Raw genomic sequence first — 20259 nt, forward strand, 5'->3', positions numbered from 1 at the left:
TGTAACTGGACAGGATCACTATGCCGGCTTCATTCGTTCATCTACGCCTGCACACTGAATACTCCCTGGTCGACGGGCTGGTGCGGATCAAGCCGCTGGTCAAGGCGCTGACCGCCATGAACATGCCGGCGGTCGCGGTCACCGACCAGAACAACATGTGTTCCCTGGTCAAATTCTACAAAAACACCATGGGCGCGGGCATCAAGCCGATCTGCGGCGCCGACCTGTGGCTGTCGAACAAAGACCCGGACGCACCGCTGAGCCGGCTCAGCCTGTTGGTGATGAACGCCAAGGGCTATCGCAACCTCACCGAGTTGATCTCGCGCGGCTTCATCGAAGGCCAGCGCAACGGCATGATCATCGTCGAGCGTGAGTGGGTCGCCGAAGCCAACGAAGGCCTGATCATGCTGTCCGCCGCCAAAGAAGGCGAGATCGGCATGGCCATGATCGGCGGCAACCCGGCCGAAGCCGAAGCCTTGGCGCGCGAATGGATGGCGGTATTCCCTGATCGTTTCTATCTGGAAATCCAGCGCACCAACCGTCCCAACGATGAAGAACAATTGCACGGTGCCGTCGCCCTCGCCGACAAGCTCGGCGCGCCGCTGGTGGCGACCAACGATGTGCGTTTCATCAAGCAGGAAGACTTCGCCGCCCACGAAACCCGCGTGTGCATCGGTGAGGGCCGTGCCCTCGACGATCCACGGCGCTCGAAGAATTACAGCGATCAGCAATACCTGAAAAGCGCCGAGGAAATGATCGAGCTGTTCAGCGATATTCCCGACGCGATTGAAAACACCGTCGAGATCGCCAAGCGCTGCAACATTGAAGTGAAACTGGGCACTCACTTCCTGCCCAACTTCCCGATTCCCGATGGCATGACCATCGACGAGTATTTCCGCAAAGTCTCCTTCGACGGTCTGGAGGAACGCTTGTCGGTGCTGCTGCCCAAGGACACCACCGAAGACTACGAAGCCAAGCGTCAGGTCTACGTCGACCGACTGAATTTTGAGCTGGATATCATTATCCAGATGGGTTTCCCCGGTTACTTCCTCATCGTTATGGACTTTATCCAGTGGGCCAAGAACAACGGCGTGCCGGTAGGTCCGGGCCGTGGGTCGGGTGCCGGTTCGTTGGTGGCTTATGTACAGAAGATCACCGACCTCGATCCGCTGGAATACGACCTGCTGTTCGAACGTTTCCTTAACCCGGAACGGGTATCCATGCCCGACTTCGACGTCGACTTCTGCATGGACGGTCGCGACCGGGTGATCGACTACGTGGCCGAGAAGTACGGCCGCAACGCGGTAAGCCAGATCATCACTTTCGGTTCCATGGCCGCAAAAGCGGTGGTGCGTGACGTAGCGCGGGTGCAGGGCAAGTCCTACGGCCTGGCGGATCGTCTGTCGAAGATGATTCCGTTCGAAGTCGGCATGACCCTGGAGAAAGCCTACGAGCAGGAAGAAATCCTCCGTGACTTCATCAAGGTTGATGAAGAAGCTGCGGAAATCTGGGAAATGGCGCGCAAGCTCGAAGGCGTTGTGCGTAACGTTGGTAAACACGCCGGTGGTGTGGTTATTGCGCCGACCAAACTGACTGACTTCTCGCCAATCTATTGCGATGAGGCCGGTGACGGTCTGGTGACCCAGTTCGACAAGGACGACGTTGAAGCGGCCGGTCTGGTGAAGTTCGACTTCCTCGGTCTGCGGACCCTGACGATCATCGACTGGGCGCTGAAAACCATTAACCGTGATCGCGCCAAGGTCAACGAGCCGCCGCTGGATATCGCGTTTATCCCGCTGGACGACAAACCGACGTACTCGCTGTTGCAGAAAGCTGAAACCACCGCGGTGTTCCAGCTTGAATCGCGCGGCATGAAAGAGCTGATCAAAAAGCTCAAGCCCGACTGCCTGGAAGACTTGATCGCACTGGTGGCCCTGTTCCGTCCGGGCCCGCTGCAGTCCGGCATGGTGGACGACTTCATCAACCGTAAGCACGGCCGCGCCGAACTGGCGTATCCGCACTCGGATTACCAGTACGAAGGTTTGAAACCGGTTCTGGCACCGACTTACGGCATCATCCTGTATCAGGAACAGGTGATGCAGATTGCTCAGGTCATGGCCGGTTACACCCTTGGCGGTGCGGACATGCTCCGTCGGGCGATGGGTAAGAAAAAACCCGAAGAAATGGCCAAGCAGCGCGGCGGTTTCATTGAAGGTTGCGCGACCAACAACATCGACGCCGACCTTGCCGGTAACATTTTCGACCTGGTAGAAAAATTCGCCGGTTACGGCTTCAACAAATCCCACTCCGCCGCCTACGGCCTGGTCTCGTACCAGACTGCGTGGCTGAAAGCTCACTACCCGGCGCCGTTCATGGCAGCGGTACTTTCTGCGGACATGCACAACACCGACAAGGTCGTGACCTTGATCGAGGAAGTGCGCACGATGAAGCTGCGCCTCGACGCGCCGGACGTGAACACTTCGGAGTTCAAGTTCACGGTGAACGACGACGGCCGCATCGTTTACGGCCTGGGCGCGATCAAAGGTGTTGGTGAAGGCCCGGTTGAGGCGATCACCGAGGCGCGTCAGGAAGGTCCGTTCAAGGATCTGTTCGATTTCTGCGCGCGGGTCGACCTCAAGCGCATCAACAAACGTACCCTCGACGGCTTGATCCGCAGCGGTGCGCTGGATCGTCTGGGGCCGTACTTCCATGACGAACAGAAGGCTTATCAGGCCAACATCGACCGCAACCGCGCCGTGCTGCTGGCAGCGATGGAAGAGGCGATCAAGGCGGCCGAGCAGACCGCGCGTACCCACGACTCTGGTCACGCCGACCTGTTTGGCGGGCTGTTTGTCGAGGAAGACGCCGACGTGTATGCGTCGCACCGCAAGGCCAAGGAGTTGACTCTCAAGGAGCGCCTCAAAGGTGAGAAAGACACCTTGGGCCTGTACCTGACCGGTCACCCGATCGACGAATACGAAGGCGAGATCCGCCGTTTCGCCCGTCAGCGCATCATCGACCTGAAGCCGGCGCGCGATACGCAAACCGTGGCGGGGATGATCATTGCCCTGCGGGTGATGAAGAACAAGAAGGGCGACAAGATGGGTTTCATCACCCTCGACGACCGTTCGGGGCGGATTGAGGCGTCGCTGTTTGCCGATGCGTTCCATTCTGCGCAGTCGTTGTTGCAGACCGACGCGATGGTGGTGGTCGAAGGCGAAGTCAGCAACGATGACTTCTCCGGTGGCCTGCGCCTGCGGGTCAAACGTGTGATGAGCATGGAAGACGCGCGCACCAATCTGGCCGAAAGCCTGCGCCTGAAGCTGCAAACCCAGGATCTGAAAGGCGATCAGCTACGCTGGTTGGGGGATTTGCTCAAGCGTCATCGCGGCGCGTGCCCGATCACCATGGAGTACACGAGCCCGGATGCGAAGACCTTGCTGCAGTTCGGCGAGACCTGGCGGATCGATCCGGCGGATGCGTTGATTCAAGCCCTGCGTGACCAGTTCGGGCGAGACAACGTCTTCCTCCAATACCGTTGACCGGCAAGTGCCATCATGGCGCTTGCCCGCAACCTGAATTTTTAATCTCGACCTCAGCGCGCCTCTCCCTTAAGGTAGGGCGCGAATAGACAACCGGCCGGCCCAAGCTCATTTGGGACACGACCCAAGACGGACGCCTATGAACCCGAATTTTCTAGATTTCGAACAGCCGATCGCCGACCTGCAAGCCAAGATCGAAGAGTTGCGCTTGGTCGGTAATGACAATTCGCTGAATATCGGCGATGAGATCTCCCGCCTGCAGGACAAGAGCAAAACGCTGACCGAAGACATCTTCGGCAAGCTGACCAGCTGGCAGATCGCACGCCTGGCGCGTCACCCGAAACGCCCGTACACCCTCGACTACATCGAGCATATCTTCACCGAGTTCGACGAACTGCACGGTGACCGTCACTTCTCTGACGACGCGGCCATCGTTGGCGGTATCGCCCGTCTGGAAGACCAGCCGGTGATGATCATCGGTCACCAGAAGGGTCGTGAAGTCCGTGAGAAGGTGCGCCGTAACTTCGGCATGCCGCGTCCGGAAGGCTACCGCAAGGCTTGCCGTCTGATGGAGATGGCCGAGCGTTTCAAAATGCCGATCCTGACCTTCATCGACACCCCGGGTGCCTATCCTGGCATCGACGCTGAAGAGCGTAACCAGAGCGAAGCGATCGCCTGGAACCTGCGCGTGATGTCGCGCCTGAAGACCCCGATCATCGCCACCGTTATCGGTGAGGGTGGTTCCGGTGGTGCACTGGCCATTGGCGTCTGCGACCAGCTAAACATGCTGCAGTACTCGACCTACGCGGTAATCTCGCCGGAAGGTTGCGCTTCGATTCTGTGGAAAACCGCCGAAAAAGCGCCGGATGCTGCTGAAGCAATGGGCATCACCGCCGAGCGTCTGAAAGGCCTGGGCATTGTCGACAAGGTGATTGGCGAGCCTCTGGGCGGCGCGCACCGTGATCCGGCGGCTGCGGCTGCATCGATCCGTGCCGAGCTGAGCTCGCAACTGGCGATGCTGAAGAAGTTCGATAACGAAGCGTTGCTGAAGCGCCGTTATGATCGACTGATGAGCTACGGTCTCTAAGTCGAGCGCAATACCCCTGTAGGAGTGAGCCTGCTCGCGATGAGGGCGTAACATTCAACCAATGTGTTGGCTGTCACACCGCTATCGCGAGCAGGCTCACTCCTACATTTGTTTTGGGGCAAAGAGTTAAATATGGGGCAGTCCATGATTGATTTGCCTTCACGGCTTTTGCACAACCTTGAGCCTTGGCGCAATGCCGCTCATTGGCGTATCGCGTTTTCCGGTGGTCTCGATTCCACCGTCCTGCTGCACCTGCTTGCCGATCTGGCAAAAACCGAATCCATCCCCGCGCTAAGCGCTATCCATATCCATCACGGCCTTCAGGCTGCGGCTGATGCGTGGCCGCAACATTGCCAGTCCGTGTGTGATGCGCTGGGAGTGCCGTTGCTGATCGAGCAGGTGACGGTGCAACCAGGCGCGAGTCTGGAGCGGGCGGCGCGGGATGCGCGTTACGCCGTGTTCAGTGCGCTGACCCAAGCTAATGAGGCGTTAATCACTGGTCAGCACCGTGATGATCAGGCGGAAACACTGCTGTTCCGGCTGCTGCGTGGTGCGGGAGTGCGCGGATTGTCGGGAATGCCGCAGCAAAGGCCAGTGGGGCAGGGCATGTTGATTCGCCCGTTGCTGGATGTCACTCGAGCCGAGCTGGAACGTTACGCGCAGGCTCACTCGTTAAGCTGGATCGAAGATCCGTCAAATCAGGATCGACAGTTCTCGCGCAATTACCTGCGCCATCAGGTCATGCCGGTGCTGAGCGAGCGCTGGCCGCAAGCGCAGGCGAACATGGCCCGCAGCGCCGCGCATCTGCGTGAAGCTCAGGGGCTGCTCGATGAGTTGGCGCAGATCGATCTGGCGCAAGCCGCGACTGCTCATGATTATGAATGGCTGGTTTTACCGTCGCTGGAACTGGCGCCGCTCGCCGCACTGTCTGCTGCCCGGCAACGAAACGCGATCAGCCATTGGCTCGAACCCTTCACGCAACTGCCAGATACCGACCACTGGTCGGGTTGGAAAAATCTGTGCGACGCCGCTCACGATGCTTCACCAGTATGGCGTCTGGCCGATGGCGAGCTTCATCGCAGCGCCGGGCGTCTGTGGTGGCTGAGTGGCAACTGGCTACGCACGCCGATGATCGGCGTCGAGTGGCAGAGTCCGGCGTCAGCGCTACGCTTGGCCGATAACGGACATGTCACGTTCAGCGGGCAGACTCCCGTCGGGCCTTTGCGCATTGCCTATCGTCAGGGCGGTGAAGTCATGCAACTGGCGGATCGCGGCCACCGTGACCTCAAGCGCCTGCTCAATGAGCGCGCGGTCCCGGGCTTCATGCGTGGCAGATTGCCGCTGCTGTTTCGCGGCGATGAATTGCTCGCGGTGGCGAACCTGCCGGGACTTGATGGTCATGCACAGGACGGCTGGAAATTGCATTGGCTGCCAACAGACGAAGATCAAGGTTTGAGCTGAAAGGAGCATTCCGGTAGACTACGCTCCCTTCTTGATACAACTTCTGTGGATTCGCCTGAATTGCAGGAGTTGCCGATTACCAAGCAGTCTTTGCTGGGCGATTCCAAAAAATGTGTAGCGAGCAACGTACCGGTGTTTCACCTGCCGGTCTGTCCCAACGCGGCGGTTTTTTTGAAAGGTGCACTGTGATTAATGCAGGTGATCGGGGGCTTCGGCCTTCCTTCGCTTTCCCCGGCGGCTCGTACCGCTTTAACGCAGACTTCTAGGGTTTTTCATGACGCGCTACATATTCGTCACGGGCGGTGTTGTTTCTTCATTGGGGAAAGGCATTGCATCGGCTTCATTGGCAGCCATCCTGGAGGCGCGGGGACTTAAGGTCACCATGCTGAAGCTGGATCCGTACATCAACGTCGATCCGGGCACCATGAGCCCGTTCCAGCACGGTGAAGTGTTCGTCACCCACGACGGCGCCGAGACCGACCTGGACCTGGGGCACTACGAGCGGTTCATCCGCACGACCATGACCCAGAACAACAACTTCACCACCGGTCGTGTCTACGAGCACGTGCTGCGCAAAGAGCGCCGTGGTGACTACCTGGGTGCAACCATCCAGGTGATCCCGCACATCACCGACGAAATCAAGCGCCGCATCATCAAGGGTGCCGGTGACGCTGACGTGGCGATGGTTGAAATCGGTGGCACCGTCGGTGACATCGAGTCGCAACCGTTCCTCGAAGCCATCCGTCAACTGCGTTTCGAAGTCGGCGCCAAGCGCGCGATGCTGATGCACCTGACACTGGTGCCGTACATCGCCACCGCTGGCGAAACCAAGACCAAACCAACCCAGCACTCGGTAAAAGAACTGCGTTCGATCGGCCTGCAGCCAGACGTGCTGGTGTGCCGTTCCGATCACCCGATCGACATCTCGTCGCGTCGCAAGATCGCTCAGTTCACCAACGTTGAAGAGCGTGCGGTGATCGCACTGGAAGACGCCGACACCATCTACAAGATCCCGGGCATCCTGCACTCGCAGGGTCTGGACGATTTCGTCGTTGAGCGTTTCGGCCTGCAATGCGGCAGCGCGGATCTGTCCGAGTGGGACGCGGTGGTTGACGCCAAGCTGAATCCGGAACACGAAGTGACCATCGCCATGGTCGGCAAGTATATGGAGCTGCTGGACGCTTACAAGTCGTTGATCGAAGCGATGAGTCACGCCGGCATCAGCAACCGCACCAAGGTCAACCTGCGTTACATCGATTCCGAAGATATCGAAAACCAGGGCACTGCGCTGCTCGAAGGTGTCGACGCGATCCTCGTACCGGGCGGCTTCGGTCTGCGTGGCGTGGAAGGCAAGATTACTGCCGTTCAGTACGCTCGCGAAAACAAGGTTCCATATCTGGGTATCTGCCTCGGTATGCAAGTGGCGGTCATCGAGTTCGCCCGTAACGTGATGGGCTGGAAAGACGCCAACTCCACCGAGTTCGATCGCGCCAGCGGCCATCCGGTGGTCGGTCTGATCACCGAGTGGGAAGACGCGACCGGTGCCGTTGAAGTACGTACCGAATCGTCCGACCTGGGCGGCACCATGCGCCTTGGCGCTCAGGACTGCCTGCTTGAAGCCGGTTCCAAGGTCCACGACTGCTACGGCAAGGACGTGATCGTCGAGCGTCACCGTCACCGTTACGAAGTGAACAACAACCTGCTGCCACAGCTGATCGAGGCTGGCCTGAAAATTTCCGGTCGCTCCGCTGATGCGGCGCTGGTTGAAGTGGTTGAAGCGGCCGATCACCCATGGTTCGTTGCTTGCCAGTTCCACCCTGAGTTCACCTCGACACCACGTGATGGCCATCCGCTGTTCAGCGGTTTTGTCAAAGCAGCGTTGGCTCAACACCAGAAAAAGGCGTAACCCCGATGGCACAGAAGATCATCCGCGTCGGCGACATTGAAATTGCCAACGACAAACCCATGGTGCTGTTCGGCGGCATGAACGTGCTGGAAAGCCGTGACATGGCCATGCAGGTTTGCGAAGAGTACGTAAAGGTCACCGAAAAACTCGGTATCCCTTACGTGTTCAAGGCCAGTTTCGACAAGGCTAACCGTTCTTCTGTGGCCTCTTATCGTGGTCCTGGCCTGGAAGAGGGCATGCGCATCTTCCAGGACATCAAACAAGCCTTTGGCGTGCCGATCATCACCGACGTCCACGAGCCTGATCAGGCCGCGGTCGTCGCTGAGGTCTGCGACATCATTCAACTGCCGGCCTTCCTGTCGCGCCAGACCGATCTGGTCGTCGCGATGGCCAAGACCAATGCAGTGATCAACATCAAGAAAGCCCAGTTCCTCGCGCCTCAGGAAATGAAACACATCCTGAACAAGTGCGTGGAAGCGGGTAACGATCAATTGATCCTCTGCGAGCGTGGTTCGAGCTTCGGCTACAACAACCTCGTGGTCGACATGCTCGGCTTCGGCATCATGAAGCAGTTCGAGTACCCGGTATTCTTCGACGTGACCCACGCGCTGCAAATGCCTGGCGGTCGTGCCGACTCCGCTGGCGGTCGCCGTGCCCAGGTTCTGGATCTGGCCAAGGCAGGCATGAGCCAGTCGTTGGCAGGTCTGTTCCTCGAAGCGCACCCGGATCCGGACAATGCCAAATGCGACGGCCCTTGCGCCTTGCGTCTGGACAAACTGGAGCCATTCCTGGCCCAGCTCAAGGCTTTGGACGAACTGGTGAAGAGTTTTCCGACGGTAGAAACCGCGTAACACTCAATTCTCCGGTAAAGTACCGCACGATTTGTCGCTCATGCCCTCGGGCATGAGCGTTATCGTCTGCAAGCCTGCCCGCTGCACACCCCTTGCCGACGGTAAAAAGATTTCCTCTAGCTGCGTCGTTTTCGTCAACTTTGGAGTGTTTACAACAATGGCAAAAATCGTCGACATCAAAGGTCGTGAAGTTCTCGACTCCCGTGGCAATCCCACCGTGGAAGCGGACGTGCTTCTCGACAACGGCATCATCGGCAGCGCTTGCGCGCCGTCCGGTGCATCCACTGGCTCGCGTGAAGCACTCGAGCTGCGTGATGGCGACAAGAGCCGTTACCTGGGCAAGGGCGTGCTCAAAGCGGTAGCCAACATCAACGGTCCGATCCGCGATCTGCTGCTGGGCACCGACCCAAGTGACCAGAAAGCCCTGGATCACGCGATGATCAAGCTCGACGGTACCGAAAACAAGGCAACCCTGGGCGCCAACGCCATCCTCGCCGTGTCCCTGGCTGCGGCCAAGGCTGCTGCACAGGATCAGGACCTGCCGCTGTACGCACACATCGCCAACCTCAACGGCACTCCGGGTGTTTACTCGATGCCAGTACCGATGATGAACATCATCAACGGTGGCGAGCACGCCGATAACAACGTCGACATCCAGGAATTCATGGTGCAGCCGGTTGGCGCCAAGTCGTTCTCGGAAGGTCTGCGCATGGGCACCGAGATTTTCCATCACTTGAAAGCTGTGCTGAAGGCCCGTGGCCTGAGCACTGCCGTTGGCGACGAAGGCGGTTTCGCACCGAACCTGGCGTCCAACGAAGACGCGCTGAAAGTGATCTCGGAAGCTGTGGCCAACGCCGGTTACAAGCTGGGCACCGACGTGACCCTGGCGCTGGACTGCGCGGCTAGCGAATTCTACGAAGACGGCAAGTACAACCTGTCCGGCGAAGGCCAGGTGTTCACCGCTGAAGGTTTCGCCGATTACCTCAAAGGCCTGACCGAACGTTATCCGATCATCTCGATCGAAGACGGTCTGGACGAGTCCGACTGGGCTGGCTGGAAGATCCTCACCGACAAGATCGGCGAGAAGACTCAGCTGGTGGGCGACGACCTGTTCGTAACCAACACCAAGATCCTGAAAGAAGGCATCGATAAAAAGATCGCCAACTCGATCCTGATCAAGTTCAACCAGATCGGCACCCTGACCGAAACCCTGGAAGCCATCCAGATGGCCAAGGCTGCCGGTTACACCGCAGTGATCTCGCACCGTTCGGGCGAAACCGAAGATTCGACCATTGCCGACCTGGCTGTGGGCACCTCGGCTGGCCAGATCAAGACCGGTTCCCTGTGCCGTTCCGACCGCGTTTCCAAGTACAACCAACTGCTGCGTATCGAAGAGCAGTTGAATGGCAAGGCCAAGTACAACGGTCGCAGCGAGTTCCGCGGCTAAGTACAAATCGATGGAAGGACACCGGATTGTGTCGAAAAAGTCGTGACAGCGATGGATTTGCCACTAATCTGATGCCTTAACAGCACAAGCCTGGGTCTTCCAGGCTTCGTGCTATCAGATGCTTCAAAGTTTTGGCGTGGCTGTCTTTTTTCACTGGATACCTGATATTCGATGCGCAGTCCTTACTGGTTGTTTCTCGTTTTGCTCTTGCTACTGGCCGGTTTGCAGTACCGCCTGTGGGTGGGCAATGGCAGTCTGGCGCAAGTCGCCGAGCTGAATCAGCAGATAGCTGATCAACACGCCGAGAACGAAGGTTTGCTGGAGCGCAATCGCGTGATGGACGCTGAAGTCAGCGAGTTGAAAAAGGGCATGGAGACCGTTGAAGAGCGGGCTCGTCACGAACTGGGCATGGTCAAGGACGGCGAAACCCTTTACCAGTTGGCCCAATGATCAATTCCCTGCCGGCCTTCTGGGCCGTGATTCCTGCTGCGGGCATCGGTGCCCGAATGGCCGCGGACCGTCCCAAGCAATACCTGCAACTGGGCGGACGCACAATTCTCGAACACAGCCTCGGCTGTTTCCTCGATCACCCAAGCCTTAAGGGCCTGGTGGTCAGTCTTGCTGTTGATGATCCTTATTGGCCGAACCTGGCGTGCGCTGGCGATTCGCGTATTCAGCGCGTCGAGGGCGGCGCCGAGCGTTCCGGCTCGGTGCTCAATGCTTTGCTACATTTGCATGCGCAGGGTGCCGATGATGAGGATTGGGTGCTGGTGCACGATGCGGCACGACCGAATCTGAGTCGCGAAGATCTCGACAAGTTACTGGATGAACTGGCGGACGATCCGGTCGGCGGCCTGCTCGCCGTTCCGGCGCGCGACACCTTGAAGCGAGTCGACAAGCACGGTCGTGTGCTGGAGACCGTGGATCGCAGCGTGATCTGGCAGGCGTATACGCCGCAGATGTTTCGCCTCGGCGCGTTGCATCGGGCGTTGGCGGACAGTCTGGTGGCGGATGCTGTGATCACTGATGAAGCTTCGGCGATGGAGTGGGCGGGGCTTAAGCCTCGTCTGATCGAAGGGCGGGCGGATAACCTCAAGGTGACCCGGCCGGAAGATCTGGAGTGGTTGCGTCAGCGTTGGGCGAATCGCCGCTGAATTTTTGTGGTGCCTGTTGAATCGCCATCGCGAGCAGGCTCACTCCTACATTTTGAAATGCGTTCCCCTGTAGGAGTGAGCCTGCTCGCGATAGCGCATTTACAGCCAACGCAACACTCATTCCTGATACTCCGGCCGCTCAGCCAATCCTTCCTTGAGAAAGTCCACCAACTTGCGCACCTTCGGCGACAGATGCCGCTGTTGCGGATACAGCGCCCACACCGCCGTATTTGGTGGCTGATGCGCCTCCAGCAACGAAATTAGCGCGCCGCTGTGCAAATGCTCCAGCACGTAATAATCCGGCAACTGACACAGCCCAACCCCCTGCAACGCCGCATCCAGCACCGCTTGCCCGCTGTTGCAGCGCCAGTTGCCCTGCACGCGCTGGGAAAACTCCCGTCCGTTTTGCTCAAGCTGCCAGATGTCCGAGCTGCCAATCAGGCAATTGTGCCGACTCAATTCCGACAGGCTATGTGGGCGACCGTACCGCTCGACGTAGGACGGTGACGCACACAGATACATTCGCCGTGGCGCCAGGCGTGTCGCGACCAACCGCGAGTCCTGCAAGCGGCCCAGGCGAATCGCCAGATCAAGGCCTTCATGTACCAGATCGAGCTGGCGATTGCTCAGTTCGATATCGATGCGCAGTTGTGGATAAAGCCCCATGAACCGCGTCACCAGCGGCACGATAAAACGCTCGCCGTAGGCTACTGCGCAGGTCATGCGCAGCATGCCCTTCGGTTCGCTGGTCAGATCGCCGACGGCGCGCAATGCTTCCTCGCGACCGTCCTGCAAGCGTTGGCAATGTTGCAGGAAGGTCTGCCCGGCCTCAGTCAGTGTCACCCGGCGTGTGCTGCGATAGAGAAGTCGCGTCTGAAGTCTTTCTTCCAGCCGTACGATTTGTCGGCTGATGTGCGAGGACGAAACCCCAAGGCGTTCGGCGGCGGCGGTGAACTGGCTGCATTCGGCAACGGCAACGAACTCGTCGATGCCTTCCCAGCGATTTTCGGACATCGGGATTATCCCTGTGTGGCAATAATGTTTTGCTTTTGTCCTGATTATTCATCGTAAGGCTGTGTATTACACTCCTTGTCTGGTTTTTTATTATTCGATTCACTGGAGAGTCAACATGATCAAGTCGCGCGCCGCCGTTGCCTTCGAGGCCAAGAAGCCGCTGGAAATCGTAGAAGTCGATGTCGCCATGCCCAAGGCTGGTGAAGTGTTGCTGCGCGTGGTGGCTTCCGGGGTTTGCCACACGGATGCCTACACCCTGTCCGGTGCAGACCCGGAAGGTATCTTCCCGTCGATCCTCGGCCACGAAGGCGGCGCCATCGTCGAAGCGATCGGCGAAGGCGTGACCTCGGTTGCGGTGGGCGATCACGTCATTCCGCTGTACACCCCGGAATGCGGCCAGTGCAAATTCTGCAAGTCGGGCAAGACCAACCTGTGTCAGGCGATTCGCGCGACTCAGGGCAAGGGTTTGATGCCGGACGGCACTTCGCGTTTTTCCTACAAGGGCGAAACCATTTTCCACTACATGGGTACTTCGACATTCTCGGAATACACCGTGTTACCGGAAATCTCCGTGGCCAGGATCTCCAAAGATGCGCCGCTGGAAAAGGTTTGCCTGCTGGGCTGCGGCGTCACCACCGGTATCGGTGCGGTGCTCAACACTGCCAAGGTCAAACCCGGTGACACCGTGGCCATCTTCGGTCTGGGCGGCATTGGTTTGTCCGCAGTCATTGGCGCGGTGAAAGCCAAGGCTGCGCGAATCATCGCCATCGACATCAACCCGGCCAAGTTCGAGATCGCCAAACAACTCGGCGCTACCGACTGCGTAAACCCGAAAGATTTCGATCGTCCGATCCAGGAAGTGATCGTCGACATGACCGATGGCGGCGTCGACTTCTCCTTCGAGTGCATCGGCAACGTGCAATTGATGCGCGCCGCCCTTGAGTGCTGCCACAAAGGTTGGGGCGAGTCGGTGATCATCGGTGTGGCCGGTGCCGGCCAGGAAATCGCTACCCGTCCATTCCAACTGGTGACTGGTCGCGTCTGGCGCGGTTCGGCATTCGGTGGCGTGCGCGGTCGTACCGAATTGCCAAGCTATGTCGACATGGCTCAGAGCGGTGAGATCCCGCTGGATACGTTCATCACCCACACCATGGGCCTGGAAGACATCAACAAGGCGTTCGACCTGATGCACGAAGGCAAGAGCATCCGTACCGTCATTCATTTCTAAAAGCAGCCCCAAGTTACGAGCTTCAAGCTGCAAGTCAGGCCGCTTTTGCCTTTTCTTGAAGCTCGAAGCTTGCCGCTTGCAGCTGGGAGAATCCCAATGAGTCTGGAAAACATCTCCTGTCAGAAGAGTTTTGGCGGTTGGCACAAGCGCTATCGCCATCGCTCCGACGTGCTCGGTTGCGACATGGTGTTCGCCGTATACCTGCCGCCGCAGGCGGAACAGGGCGGCAAGTTGCCGGTGGTGTACTGGCTGTCAGGCCTGACCTGCACCGACGAGAATTTCATGCAAAAGGCCGGCGCGATGCGCATGGCTGCCGAACTGGGTCTGATCATCGTTGCGCCGGACACCAGCCCTCGTGGGCCGGATGTGCCGGGTGATCCGGATGGCGCGTGGGATTTCGGCCTCGGTGCCGGTTTCTATCTGAATGCCACGCAGGAACCTTGGTCGCGCCACTATCGGATGCATGACTATGTCGTGCATGAGTTGCCTGCACTGGTCGAAGCGCATTTCCCCGCCTCGGACAAACGCAGCATCAGCGGTCACTCCATGGGCGGTCACGGTGCGCTGGTCTGCGCGCTGCGTAACCCGGGACGCTATCAATCGGTGTCTGCGTTTTCGCCAATCAACAATCCGATGGATTGCCCTTGGGGTCAGAAAGCCTTTTCGCGCTACCTGGGCGAAGACCGTTCCAAATGGAAAGAGTGGGATGCCTGCGCACTGATTGCCGAGGCGGATGAAAAACTGCCGCTGCTGGTCGATCAAGGGGATCGCGATGACTTCCTCGTCACCCAGCTCAAACCCGAAGCTTTGCAACAAGCGGCAAAACAAGCGGGTCATCCGCTGACATTGCGCTTGCAACCGGGCTACGACCACAGCTATTTCTTCATCTCAAGCTTCATAGACGACCACTTGCAGCATCACGCACAAGCCCTTCGGGACTAATGCAGGTAGAATCACGCCCTGACAAAAATCGGGGCGTTTTTTTATGCGTATTGGCCACGGCTATGATGTGCACCGTTTCGCTGAAGGCGATTTCATTACTCTGGGCGGCGTGCGCATTGCACACAGCTTCGGGCTGCTCGCTCATTCCGACGGTGATGTCCTGCTGCACGCCTTGAGCGATGCCTTGCTCGGCGCCGCGGCGCTGGGTGATATCGGCAAACACTTCCCGGACACTGATCCGCAATTCAAGGGCGCCGACAGCCGTGTGCTACTGCGTCATGTGGTCGCGCTGATCCATGCCAAAGGCTGGAAAGTCGGCAACGTCGACAACACCGTCGTTGCCCAGGCGCCAAAAATGGCGCCGCATATCGAATCGATGCGCGCGCTGATCGCGGCGGATCTTCAAGTTGAGTTGGATCAAGTGAACGTGAAAGCTACCACCACCGAAAAGCTCGGCTTTGTCGGTCGCGAAGAAGGCATCGCCGTGCACTCCGTTGCCTTGTTGCTGCGCGCATGAATGAACTGCAATTGCTCGGCCCGCGTGCCTATGGTGAACCCCTCGGCACGGCGGTACTGAAAGCCATCGCTGAAGACTTTCAGGTCGATGAAGTCCTCGATATTCCGTTCAGCGGCGATGGCGAACATCTGTGGATCTGGGTCGAAAAACGCGGCCTGAACACTGAAGAAGCCGCGCGGCGTATCGCCAAGGCTGCCGGCGTGCCGTTGCGCACCGTCAGCTATGCCGGTCTCAAGGATCGTCAGGCGCTGACTCGCCAGTGGTTCAGCGTGCAATTGCCGGGCAAGGCCGATCCGGATCTGTCGGCGGCGGAAAACGACACGCTGAAGATTCTCAAGACCACTCGCCACAAACGCAAACTGCAACGCGGTGCGCATTCGGCCAACGGTTTCACCTTGCGTTTGACTCAGTTCGATGGCGACAAAGCAGCGATTGAGCAGCGTCTGCAGCTGATAGCCCAACAAGGCATCCCCAATTATTTCGGCGCCCAGCGTTTCGGCCACGACGGCGGCAATGTTGTTGATGCGCGTTCGTGGGCGGCGCGCAAGGCGTTGCCGGAGCAACGCAATGTTCGTTCGCGCCTGCTCTCGACCGCGCGCAGTTTTCTCTTCAACAAGGTGCTCGCCGCACGAGTGGCCGATGGCACCTGGCAAAAAGCCCAGGTCGGCGACCTGCTCGCGTTCACCGACAGCCGCAGTTTTTTCCCGGCCGGAGAAGCTGAATGCAGCGACCCGCGTCTGGCGATTCTCGATCTGCACCCGACCGGTCCTCAGTGGGGCGAAGGTGACTCGCCGACCGCAGGCGTTGTCCATGAATTGGAGCAGGGGATCGCCGCCGATGAAGCAGAGCTGCGCGATTGGTTGATTCATGCCGGCATGAGCCACGAACGTCGCATCCTGCGGCTGCCCATTGCCGGGTTGACGTGGCATTATCCCCAGCCTGACATTCTGCAACTGGAATTCGTCCTCCCGGCCGGATGCTTCGCCACCGTATTGGTGCGCGAGCTTGTTGATCTGGTGCCGGTGGGGCAGACGGACAGCCCATGCGTATTCTGATTTCTAACGACGATGGGGTAACCGCACCCGGTCTCGCCGCGCTTTATGCTGCGCTGGCGGATTACACCGAGTGCGTGGTTATCGCCCCGGAGCAGGACAAAAGCGGCGCCAGCAGTTCGCTGACGCTCGACCGTCCGCTGCACCCGCAATACCTGGCCAACGGCTTTATCAGCCTCAACGGCACCCCGACCGACTGCGTGCACCTGGGCCTCAACGGCTTGCTGGAGCGCGAGGCGGACATGGTGGTTTCCGGGATCAACCTCGGCGCCAATCTTGGCGATGACGTGCTGTATTCCGGGACAGTGGCGGCCGCCCTTGAGGGACGTTTTCTCGAGCGTCCGTCGTTCGCTTTTTCGCTGGTCTCGCGGCAGGTGGATAATCTGCCGACGGCGGCCTACTTTGCGCGCAAACTGGTCGAGGCCCATGCCGGGCTTGATCTGCCACCGCGCACGGTGCTCAACGTGAACATTCCCAATCTGCCGATCGACCATATTCGCGGTATTCAATTGACCCGCCTCGGCCATCGCGCCCGTGCAGCGGCGCCGATGAAAGTGGTCGATCCACGGGGCAAGGCCGGTTACTGGATTGCCGCGGCCGGTGATGCCGAAGATGGCGGCCCGGGCACTGATTTTCACGCAGTGATGCAGGGCTATGTTTCCATCACGCCGTTGCAGCTCGATCGCACCTTTAACGATGCGTTCAGAAGCCTCGACGGCTGGCTGGAGGGACTGCGCTGATGGCCCGTGAACATGAAGACAGGCTGCGCAGCGGGATCGGCATGACCTCTCAGCGTACCCGCGAGCGGCTGATCCAGCGCCTGTACGAAGAGGGCGTGTCCAACGCCAAGGTGCTGGAAGTGATCCGGCGTACGCCGCGTCATCTGTTCGTCGATGAAGCGCTGGCACACCGTGCTTATGAAGACACGGCGCTGCCGATCGGCAATAACCAGACGATTTCCCAGCCTTATATGGTGGCGCGCATGAGCGAGCTGCTGCTGGAGGCGGGCCCACTGGATAAGGTGCTGGAGATCGGCACCGGTTCCGGTTACCAGACGGCGGTGTTGTCACAACTGGTTGAGCGGGTGTTCTCGGTTGAGCGCATCAAGGTACTGCAGGATCGCGCCAAGGAACGTTTGGTTGAACTTAACCTGCGCAACGTGGTGTTCCGCTGGGGCGATGGTTGGGAAGGGTGGCCGGCGCTGGCACCTTATAACGGTATTATCGTCACCGCCGTGGCCACGGATGTACCGCAAGCCTTGCTTGACCAACTAGCTCCGGGCGGACGCATGGTGATTCCGGTGGGCTCCGGGGAAGTGCAGCAATTGTTGCTGATCGTGCGTGAGGAAAACGGCTTTTCCCGGCATGTTCTCGGGGCTGTCCGTTTTGTGCCGTTGCTCAATGGGCCACTGGCCTGAGCATTTGTTTGCGTGCGCTGAATTCCTTTCGTTCGCTTGTGTCTTACTTCGGCGACGATGGTTTAAACGCAGCAGATTGTCAGCTGGCAAACGTGTGCGTGAAGCGATTTCGCTTCATTAAAGGTAAAGCCGATCCGGCCCGTTATACTTGCGACACCTCATGCCGAAATCCGGCATTCCACATTTTTCAGCCACCACAAAGGGAGCGGCGGGTGAGTCTCACAGTCATTGCGCAGCGTATGGGTAACACGAGCTTTCAGCGCCTGGTGACTGGCCTCGTCTTGAGCACCTTGCTGGTCGGTTGCTCCAGCACCAAATCGAGCAATGTGCGGGTGGTCGATCGCAACAACGCGGTGGCCCAGCGTCCTACGGTGACGACCGGACAATACGTAGTCCGTCCGGGCGATACGATGTTTTCGATCGCATTTCGCTACGGCTGGGACTACAAAGCCCTCGCTGCCCGGAACAATATTCCTACGCCGTATACGATCCATCCGGGTCAGACAATTCGCTTTGACGGCCGCACCGGTTCAACGCCGACGGCGGTGGTGAGCAATAGCAGTTCTTCACCTTCTTCGTCGAGTAAAACCACGGTAATCCGGCGCCAGGCAAATGGCACCACGACCACTACAACCACCGGTTCTACGGGGGCTGTACCGTCCGTCGCCAACAAGCAAGCGCCCGCGCCGTTGCCTCCGGCAGGCCCAGCCCCGACCGGCTGGGGATGGCCATCTAATGGCATTCTGATTGGAAAATTCTCTTCAAACGGTAGTTTGAATAAAGGAATTGATATCGCCGGAGATTTGGGACAGCCTGTTTTAGCTGCGTCTGATGGGACGGTGGTATACGCCGGGAGTGGCTTAAGGGGCTACGGCGAATTAGTCATCATCAAACACAGCGAAACCTACGTCAGTGCCTACGGACATAACCGCAGGCTGTTGGTTCGGGAGGGACAGCAGGTCAAGGTCGGACAGACAATTGCCGAAATGGGGTCAACGGGTACAGACCGGGTGAAACTGCATTTTGAGATTCGCCGCCAAGGTAAACCTGTAGATCCGCTGCAGTTCCTGCCAAGACGTTGATTTGTAAGCCAGCCTGTTCCGTCGCGTAGAGGGGACAGGCTCCAGCGCTGCCAAGGATAAAGGCGTCGCTTGAGCTTGGGGTCGAACTCACCAAAGGACTATAACAATGGCTCTCAGTAAAGAAGTGCCGGAGTTTGACATCGACGATGAGGTTCTCCTTATGGAGACCGGCATCGATTCGGAATCTTCGATGTCGAATGATGAAGGGGCTGCTCCACCTTCCGTTCGTTCCAAATCCAAACACTCCGCTTCACTTAAACAACATAAGTACATCGACTACACGCGTGCACTTGATGCCACGCAGTTGTATCTCAACGAAATCGGCTTTTCCCCACTGCTCTCTCCGGAAGAAGAAGTTCATTTTGCGCGACTGTCGCAAAGTGGCGATCCGGCCGGACGCAAGCGCATGATTGAAAGTAACCTGCGGCTGGTGGTCAAAATCGCCCGGCGTTACGTCAATCGGGGGCTGTCGCTGCTGGATCTGATCGAAGAGGGCAACCTCGGATTGATCCGGGCGGTGGAAAAGTTCGATCCCGAGCGCGGCTTCCGCTTCTCGACCTACGCGACCTGGTGGATTCGTCAGACCATCGAGCGCGCGATCATGAATCAGACCCGGACCATCCGGTTGCCGATCCATGTGGTCAAGGAGCTCAACGTGTACCTGCGGGCTGCACGGGAGCTGACGCAGAAGCTCGACCACGAACCTTCACCCGAAGAAATTGCCAACCTGCTGGAAAAACCGGTGGGCGAGGTCAAGCGCATGCTTGGCCTGAACGAGCGGGTTTCTTCGGTCGACGTCTCGCTGGGTCCGGATTCGGATAAAACCCTGCTGGACACCCTTACCGACGATCGTCCGACCGATCCTTGTGAATTGCTGCAGGATGACGACCTGTCGCAGAGCATCGATCAATGGCTGTCGGAGTTGACCGACAAGCAGCGCGAGGTGGTCGTACGCCGCTTCGGCCTGCGCGGCCATGAGAGCAGCACGCTGGAAGATGTAGGCCTGGAGATCGGCCTGACCCGGGAACGGGTGCGGCAGATCCAGGTAGAAGGTCTCAAGCGCCTTCGTGAAATCCTCGAGAAGAATGGCCTGTCGAGCGAGTCGCTGTTCCAGTAAGCGCCTTCCACGCGTGCCCGCAAGAAGCCCCGACTGGTTCGGGGTTTTTTGTTGACCTGAATTTGCTGGCAATCCAGCACCACCCTGCGCATTGCCGGACGTATGGTTGGCATTTCCATCGTTTGTAGTCTCGCGGTGTAAGCCTTGGCTTACTCTTTCGTAAGTGTTCACTATCTTTACGCGGGAGCAGACGTCGATTGCTCTAAATGGCTAATTCTAACTTATTGAATTTTATATATATTTTTTAATGTGAAGTGCTTATTACAGCGCTCTTTCGCTCCTACGGCCGATTGCTCTCGGCAGGGAACTCTTTAGTATCTGGGTTGTGTCGACGGACAGACACGCCCTTCAAGGAAGAGGGGAACGGACATCGCAGGACGCGATTCATCAGGACGATGAAAAGGAATACAGGGAATAGGGAAAAAATGTGGGCGGGTCATAC

17 protein-coding genes are annotated in these 20259 nt (G+C 58.5%); 16 read left to right on the plus strand and 1 reads right to left on the minus strand.

Features of this window, described 5'->3' with window-relative positions; genetic code table 11:
* Positions 1 to 20: 20 nt before the first annotated feature.
* From dnaE to ispD, 8 genes are all read left to right on the plus strand, one after another.
* Positions 21 to 3542 carry a DNA polymerase III subunit alpha gene (gene dnaE, locus LOY43_RS05710; RefSeq protein WP_038357916.1) on the plus strand — a complete coding sequence of 1174 codons (3522 nt, stop codon included), beginning with the start codon at positions 21 to 23 and terminating at the stop codon, positions 3540 to 3542.
* 139 nt (positions 3543 to 3681) lie between these two features.
* Complete coding sequence (locus tag LOY43_RS05715) at positions 3682 to 4629, plus strand: acetyl-CoA carboxylase carboxyltransferase subunit alpha (protein WP_038357918.1); 948 nt, start codon at positions 3682 to 3684, stop codon at positions 4627 to 4629.
* 132 nt (positions 4630 to 4761) lie between these two features.
* Positions 4762 to 6090: a tRNA lysidine(34) synthetase TilS gene (gene tilS, locus LOY43_RS05720; RefSeq protein WP_095050405.1), complete on the plus strand. Its 1329-nt coding sequence runs from the start codon at positions 4762 to 4764 to the stop codon at positions 6088 to 6090.
* A 274-nt stretch (positions 6091 to 6364) separates the two neighbouring features.
* Complete coding sequence (locus tag LOY43_RS05725; RefSeq protein ID WP_093436570.1) at positions 6365 to 7996, plus strand: CTP synthase; 1632 nt, start codon at positions 6365 to 6367, stop codon at positions 7994 to 7996.
* A 5-nt stretch (positions 7997 to 8001) separates the two neighbouring features.
* Entirely contained in the window at positions 8002 to 8847 is an 846-nt protein-coding gene (gene kdsA, locus LOY43_RS05730; RefSeq protein ID WP_095050406.1) for a 3-deoxy-8-phosphooctulonate synthase, read from the plus strand.
* A gap of 157 nt (positions 8848 to 9004) precedes the next feature.
* Positions 9005 to 10294 carry a phosphopyruvate hydratase gene (gene eno, locus LOY43_RS05735; RefSeq protein ID WP_093436567.1) on the plus strand — a complete coding sequence of 430 codons (1290 nt, stop codon included), beginning with the start codon at positions 9005 to 9007 and terminating at the stop codon, positions 10292 to 10294.
* Between the two features lie 171 nt (positions 10295 to 10465).
* Positions 10466 to 10744: a cell division protein FtsB gene (gene ftsB / locus LOY43_RS05740; protein ID WP_007908838.1), complete on the plus strand. Its 279-nt coding sequence runs from the start codon at positions 10466 to 10468 to the stop codon at positions 10742 to 10744.
* Positions 10741 to 11448: a 2-C-methyl-D-erythritol 4-phosphate cytidylyltransferase gene (gene ispD, locus LOY43_RS05745; RefSeq protein WP_220558173.1), complete on the plus strand. Its 708-nt coding sequence runs from the start codon at positions 10741 to 10743 to the stop codon at positions 11446 to 11448. The genes ftsB and ispD overlap by 4 nt, the downstream gene beginning before the upstream one ends.
* Positions 11449 to 11565: 117 nt before the next feature.
* Here ispD and LOY43_RS05750 read toward each other — a convergent pair whose 3' ends face one another.
* Positions 11566 to 12462 (minus strand): LysR substrate-binding domain-containing protein, encoded by an 897-nt coding sequence (locus LOY43_RS05750; RefSeq protein WP_095050408.1) that lies wholly within the window; start codon positions 12460 to 12462, stop codon positions 11566 to 11568.
* Between the two features lie 115 nt (positions 12463 to 12577).
* Between LOY43_RS05750 and LOY43_RS05755 the strand changes: the two genes are divergently transcribed.
* The 8 genes from LOY43_RS05755 to rpoS all read left to right on the plus strand — a co-directional run bounded on the left by LOY43_RS05755 (position 12578) and on the right by rpoS (position 19817).
* Positions 12578 to 13690, plus strand: coding sequence for an S-(hydroxymethyl)glutathione dehydrogenase/class III alcohol dehydrogenase (locus LOY43_RS05755; RefSeq protein WP_093436558.1), 1113 nt, complete (start codon positions 12578 to 12580; stop codon positions 13688 to 13690).
* A 96-nt stretch (positions 13691 to 13786) separates the two neighbouring features.
* On the plus strand, positions 13787 to 14632 hold the full coding sequence (fghA, locus tag LOY43_RS05760) for an S-formylglutathione hydrolase (RefSeq protein ID WP_408980828.1): 846 nt from the start codon (positions 13787 to 13789) through the stop codon (positions 14630 to 14632).
* A 43-nt stretch (positions 14633 to 14675) separates the two neighbouring features.
* Positions 14676 to 15149 (plus strand): 2-C-methyl-D-erythritol 2,4-cyclodiphosphate synthase, encoded by a 474-nt coding sequence (gene ispF, locus LOY43_RS05765; protein WP_053159558.1) that lies wholly within the window; start codon positions 14676 to 14678, stop codon positions 15147 to 15149.
* Complete coding sequence (gene truD / locus LOY43_RS05770; protein ID WP_095050410.1) at positions 15146 to 16204, plus strand: tRNA pseudouridine(13) synthase TruD; 1059 nt, start codon at positions 15146 to 15148, stop codon at positions 16202 to 16204. The genes ispF and truD overlap by 4 nt, the downstream gene beginning before the upstream one ends.
* Complete coding sequence (gene surE, locus LOY43_RS05775) at positions 16192 to 16941, plus strand: 5'/3'-nucleotidase SurE (RefSeq protein ID WP_007908831.1); 750 nt, start codon at positions 16192 to 16194, stop codon at positions 16939 to 16941. The genes truD and surE overlap by 13 nt, the downstream gene beginning before the upstream one ends.
* A 41-nt stretch (positions 16942 to 16982) precedes the next feature.
* On the plus strand, positions 16983 to 17618 hold the full coding sequence (locus LOY43_RS05780) for a protein-L-isoaspartate(D-aspartate) O-methyltransferase (protein ID WP_171057346.1): 636 nt from the start codon (positions 16983 to 16985) through the stop codon (positions 17616 to 17618).
* Between the two features lie 212 nt (positions 17619 to 17830).
* Positions 17831 to 18700: a peptidoglycan DD-metalloendopeptidase family protein gene (locus LOY43_RS05785; RefSeq protein ID WP_093436549.1), complete on the plus strand. Its 870-nt coding sequence runs from the start codon at positions 17831 to 17833 to the stop codon at positions 18698 to 18700.
* 106 nt (positions 18701 to 18806) lie between these two features.
* A complete protein-coding gene (gene rpoS, locus LOY43_RS05790) occupies positions 18807 to 19817 on the plus strand; it encodes an RNA polymerase sigma factor RpoS (RefSeq protein ID WP_038357938.1) in 1011 nt (336 codons plus the stop codon).
* Positions 19818 to 20259 lie beyond the last annotated feature (442 nt).

It is taken from the genome of Pseudomonas sp. B21-041 (assembly GCF_024748675.1).
In the GTDB taxonomy this organism is placed as follows: domain Bacteria; phylum Pseudomonadota; class Gammaproteobacteria; order Pseudomonadales; family Pseudomonadaceae; genus Aquipseudomonas; species Aquipseudomonas neuropathica.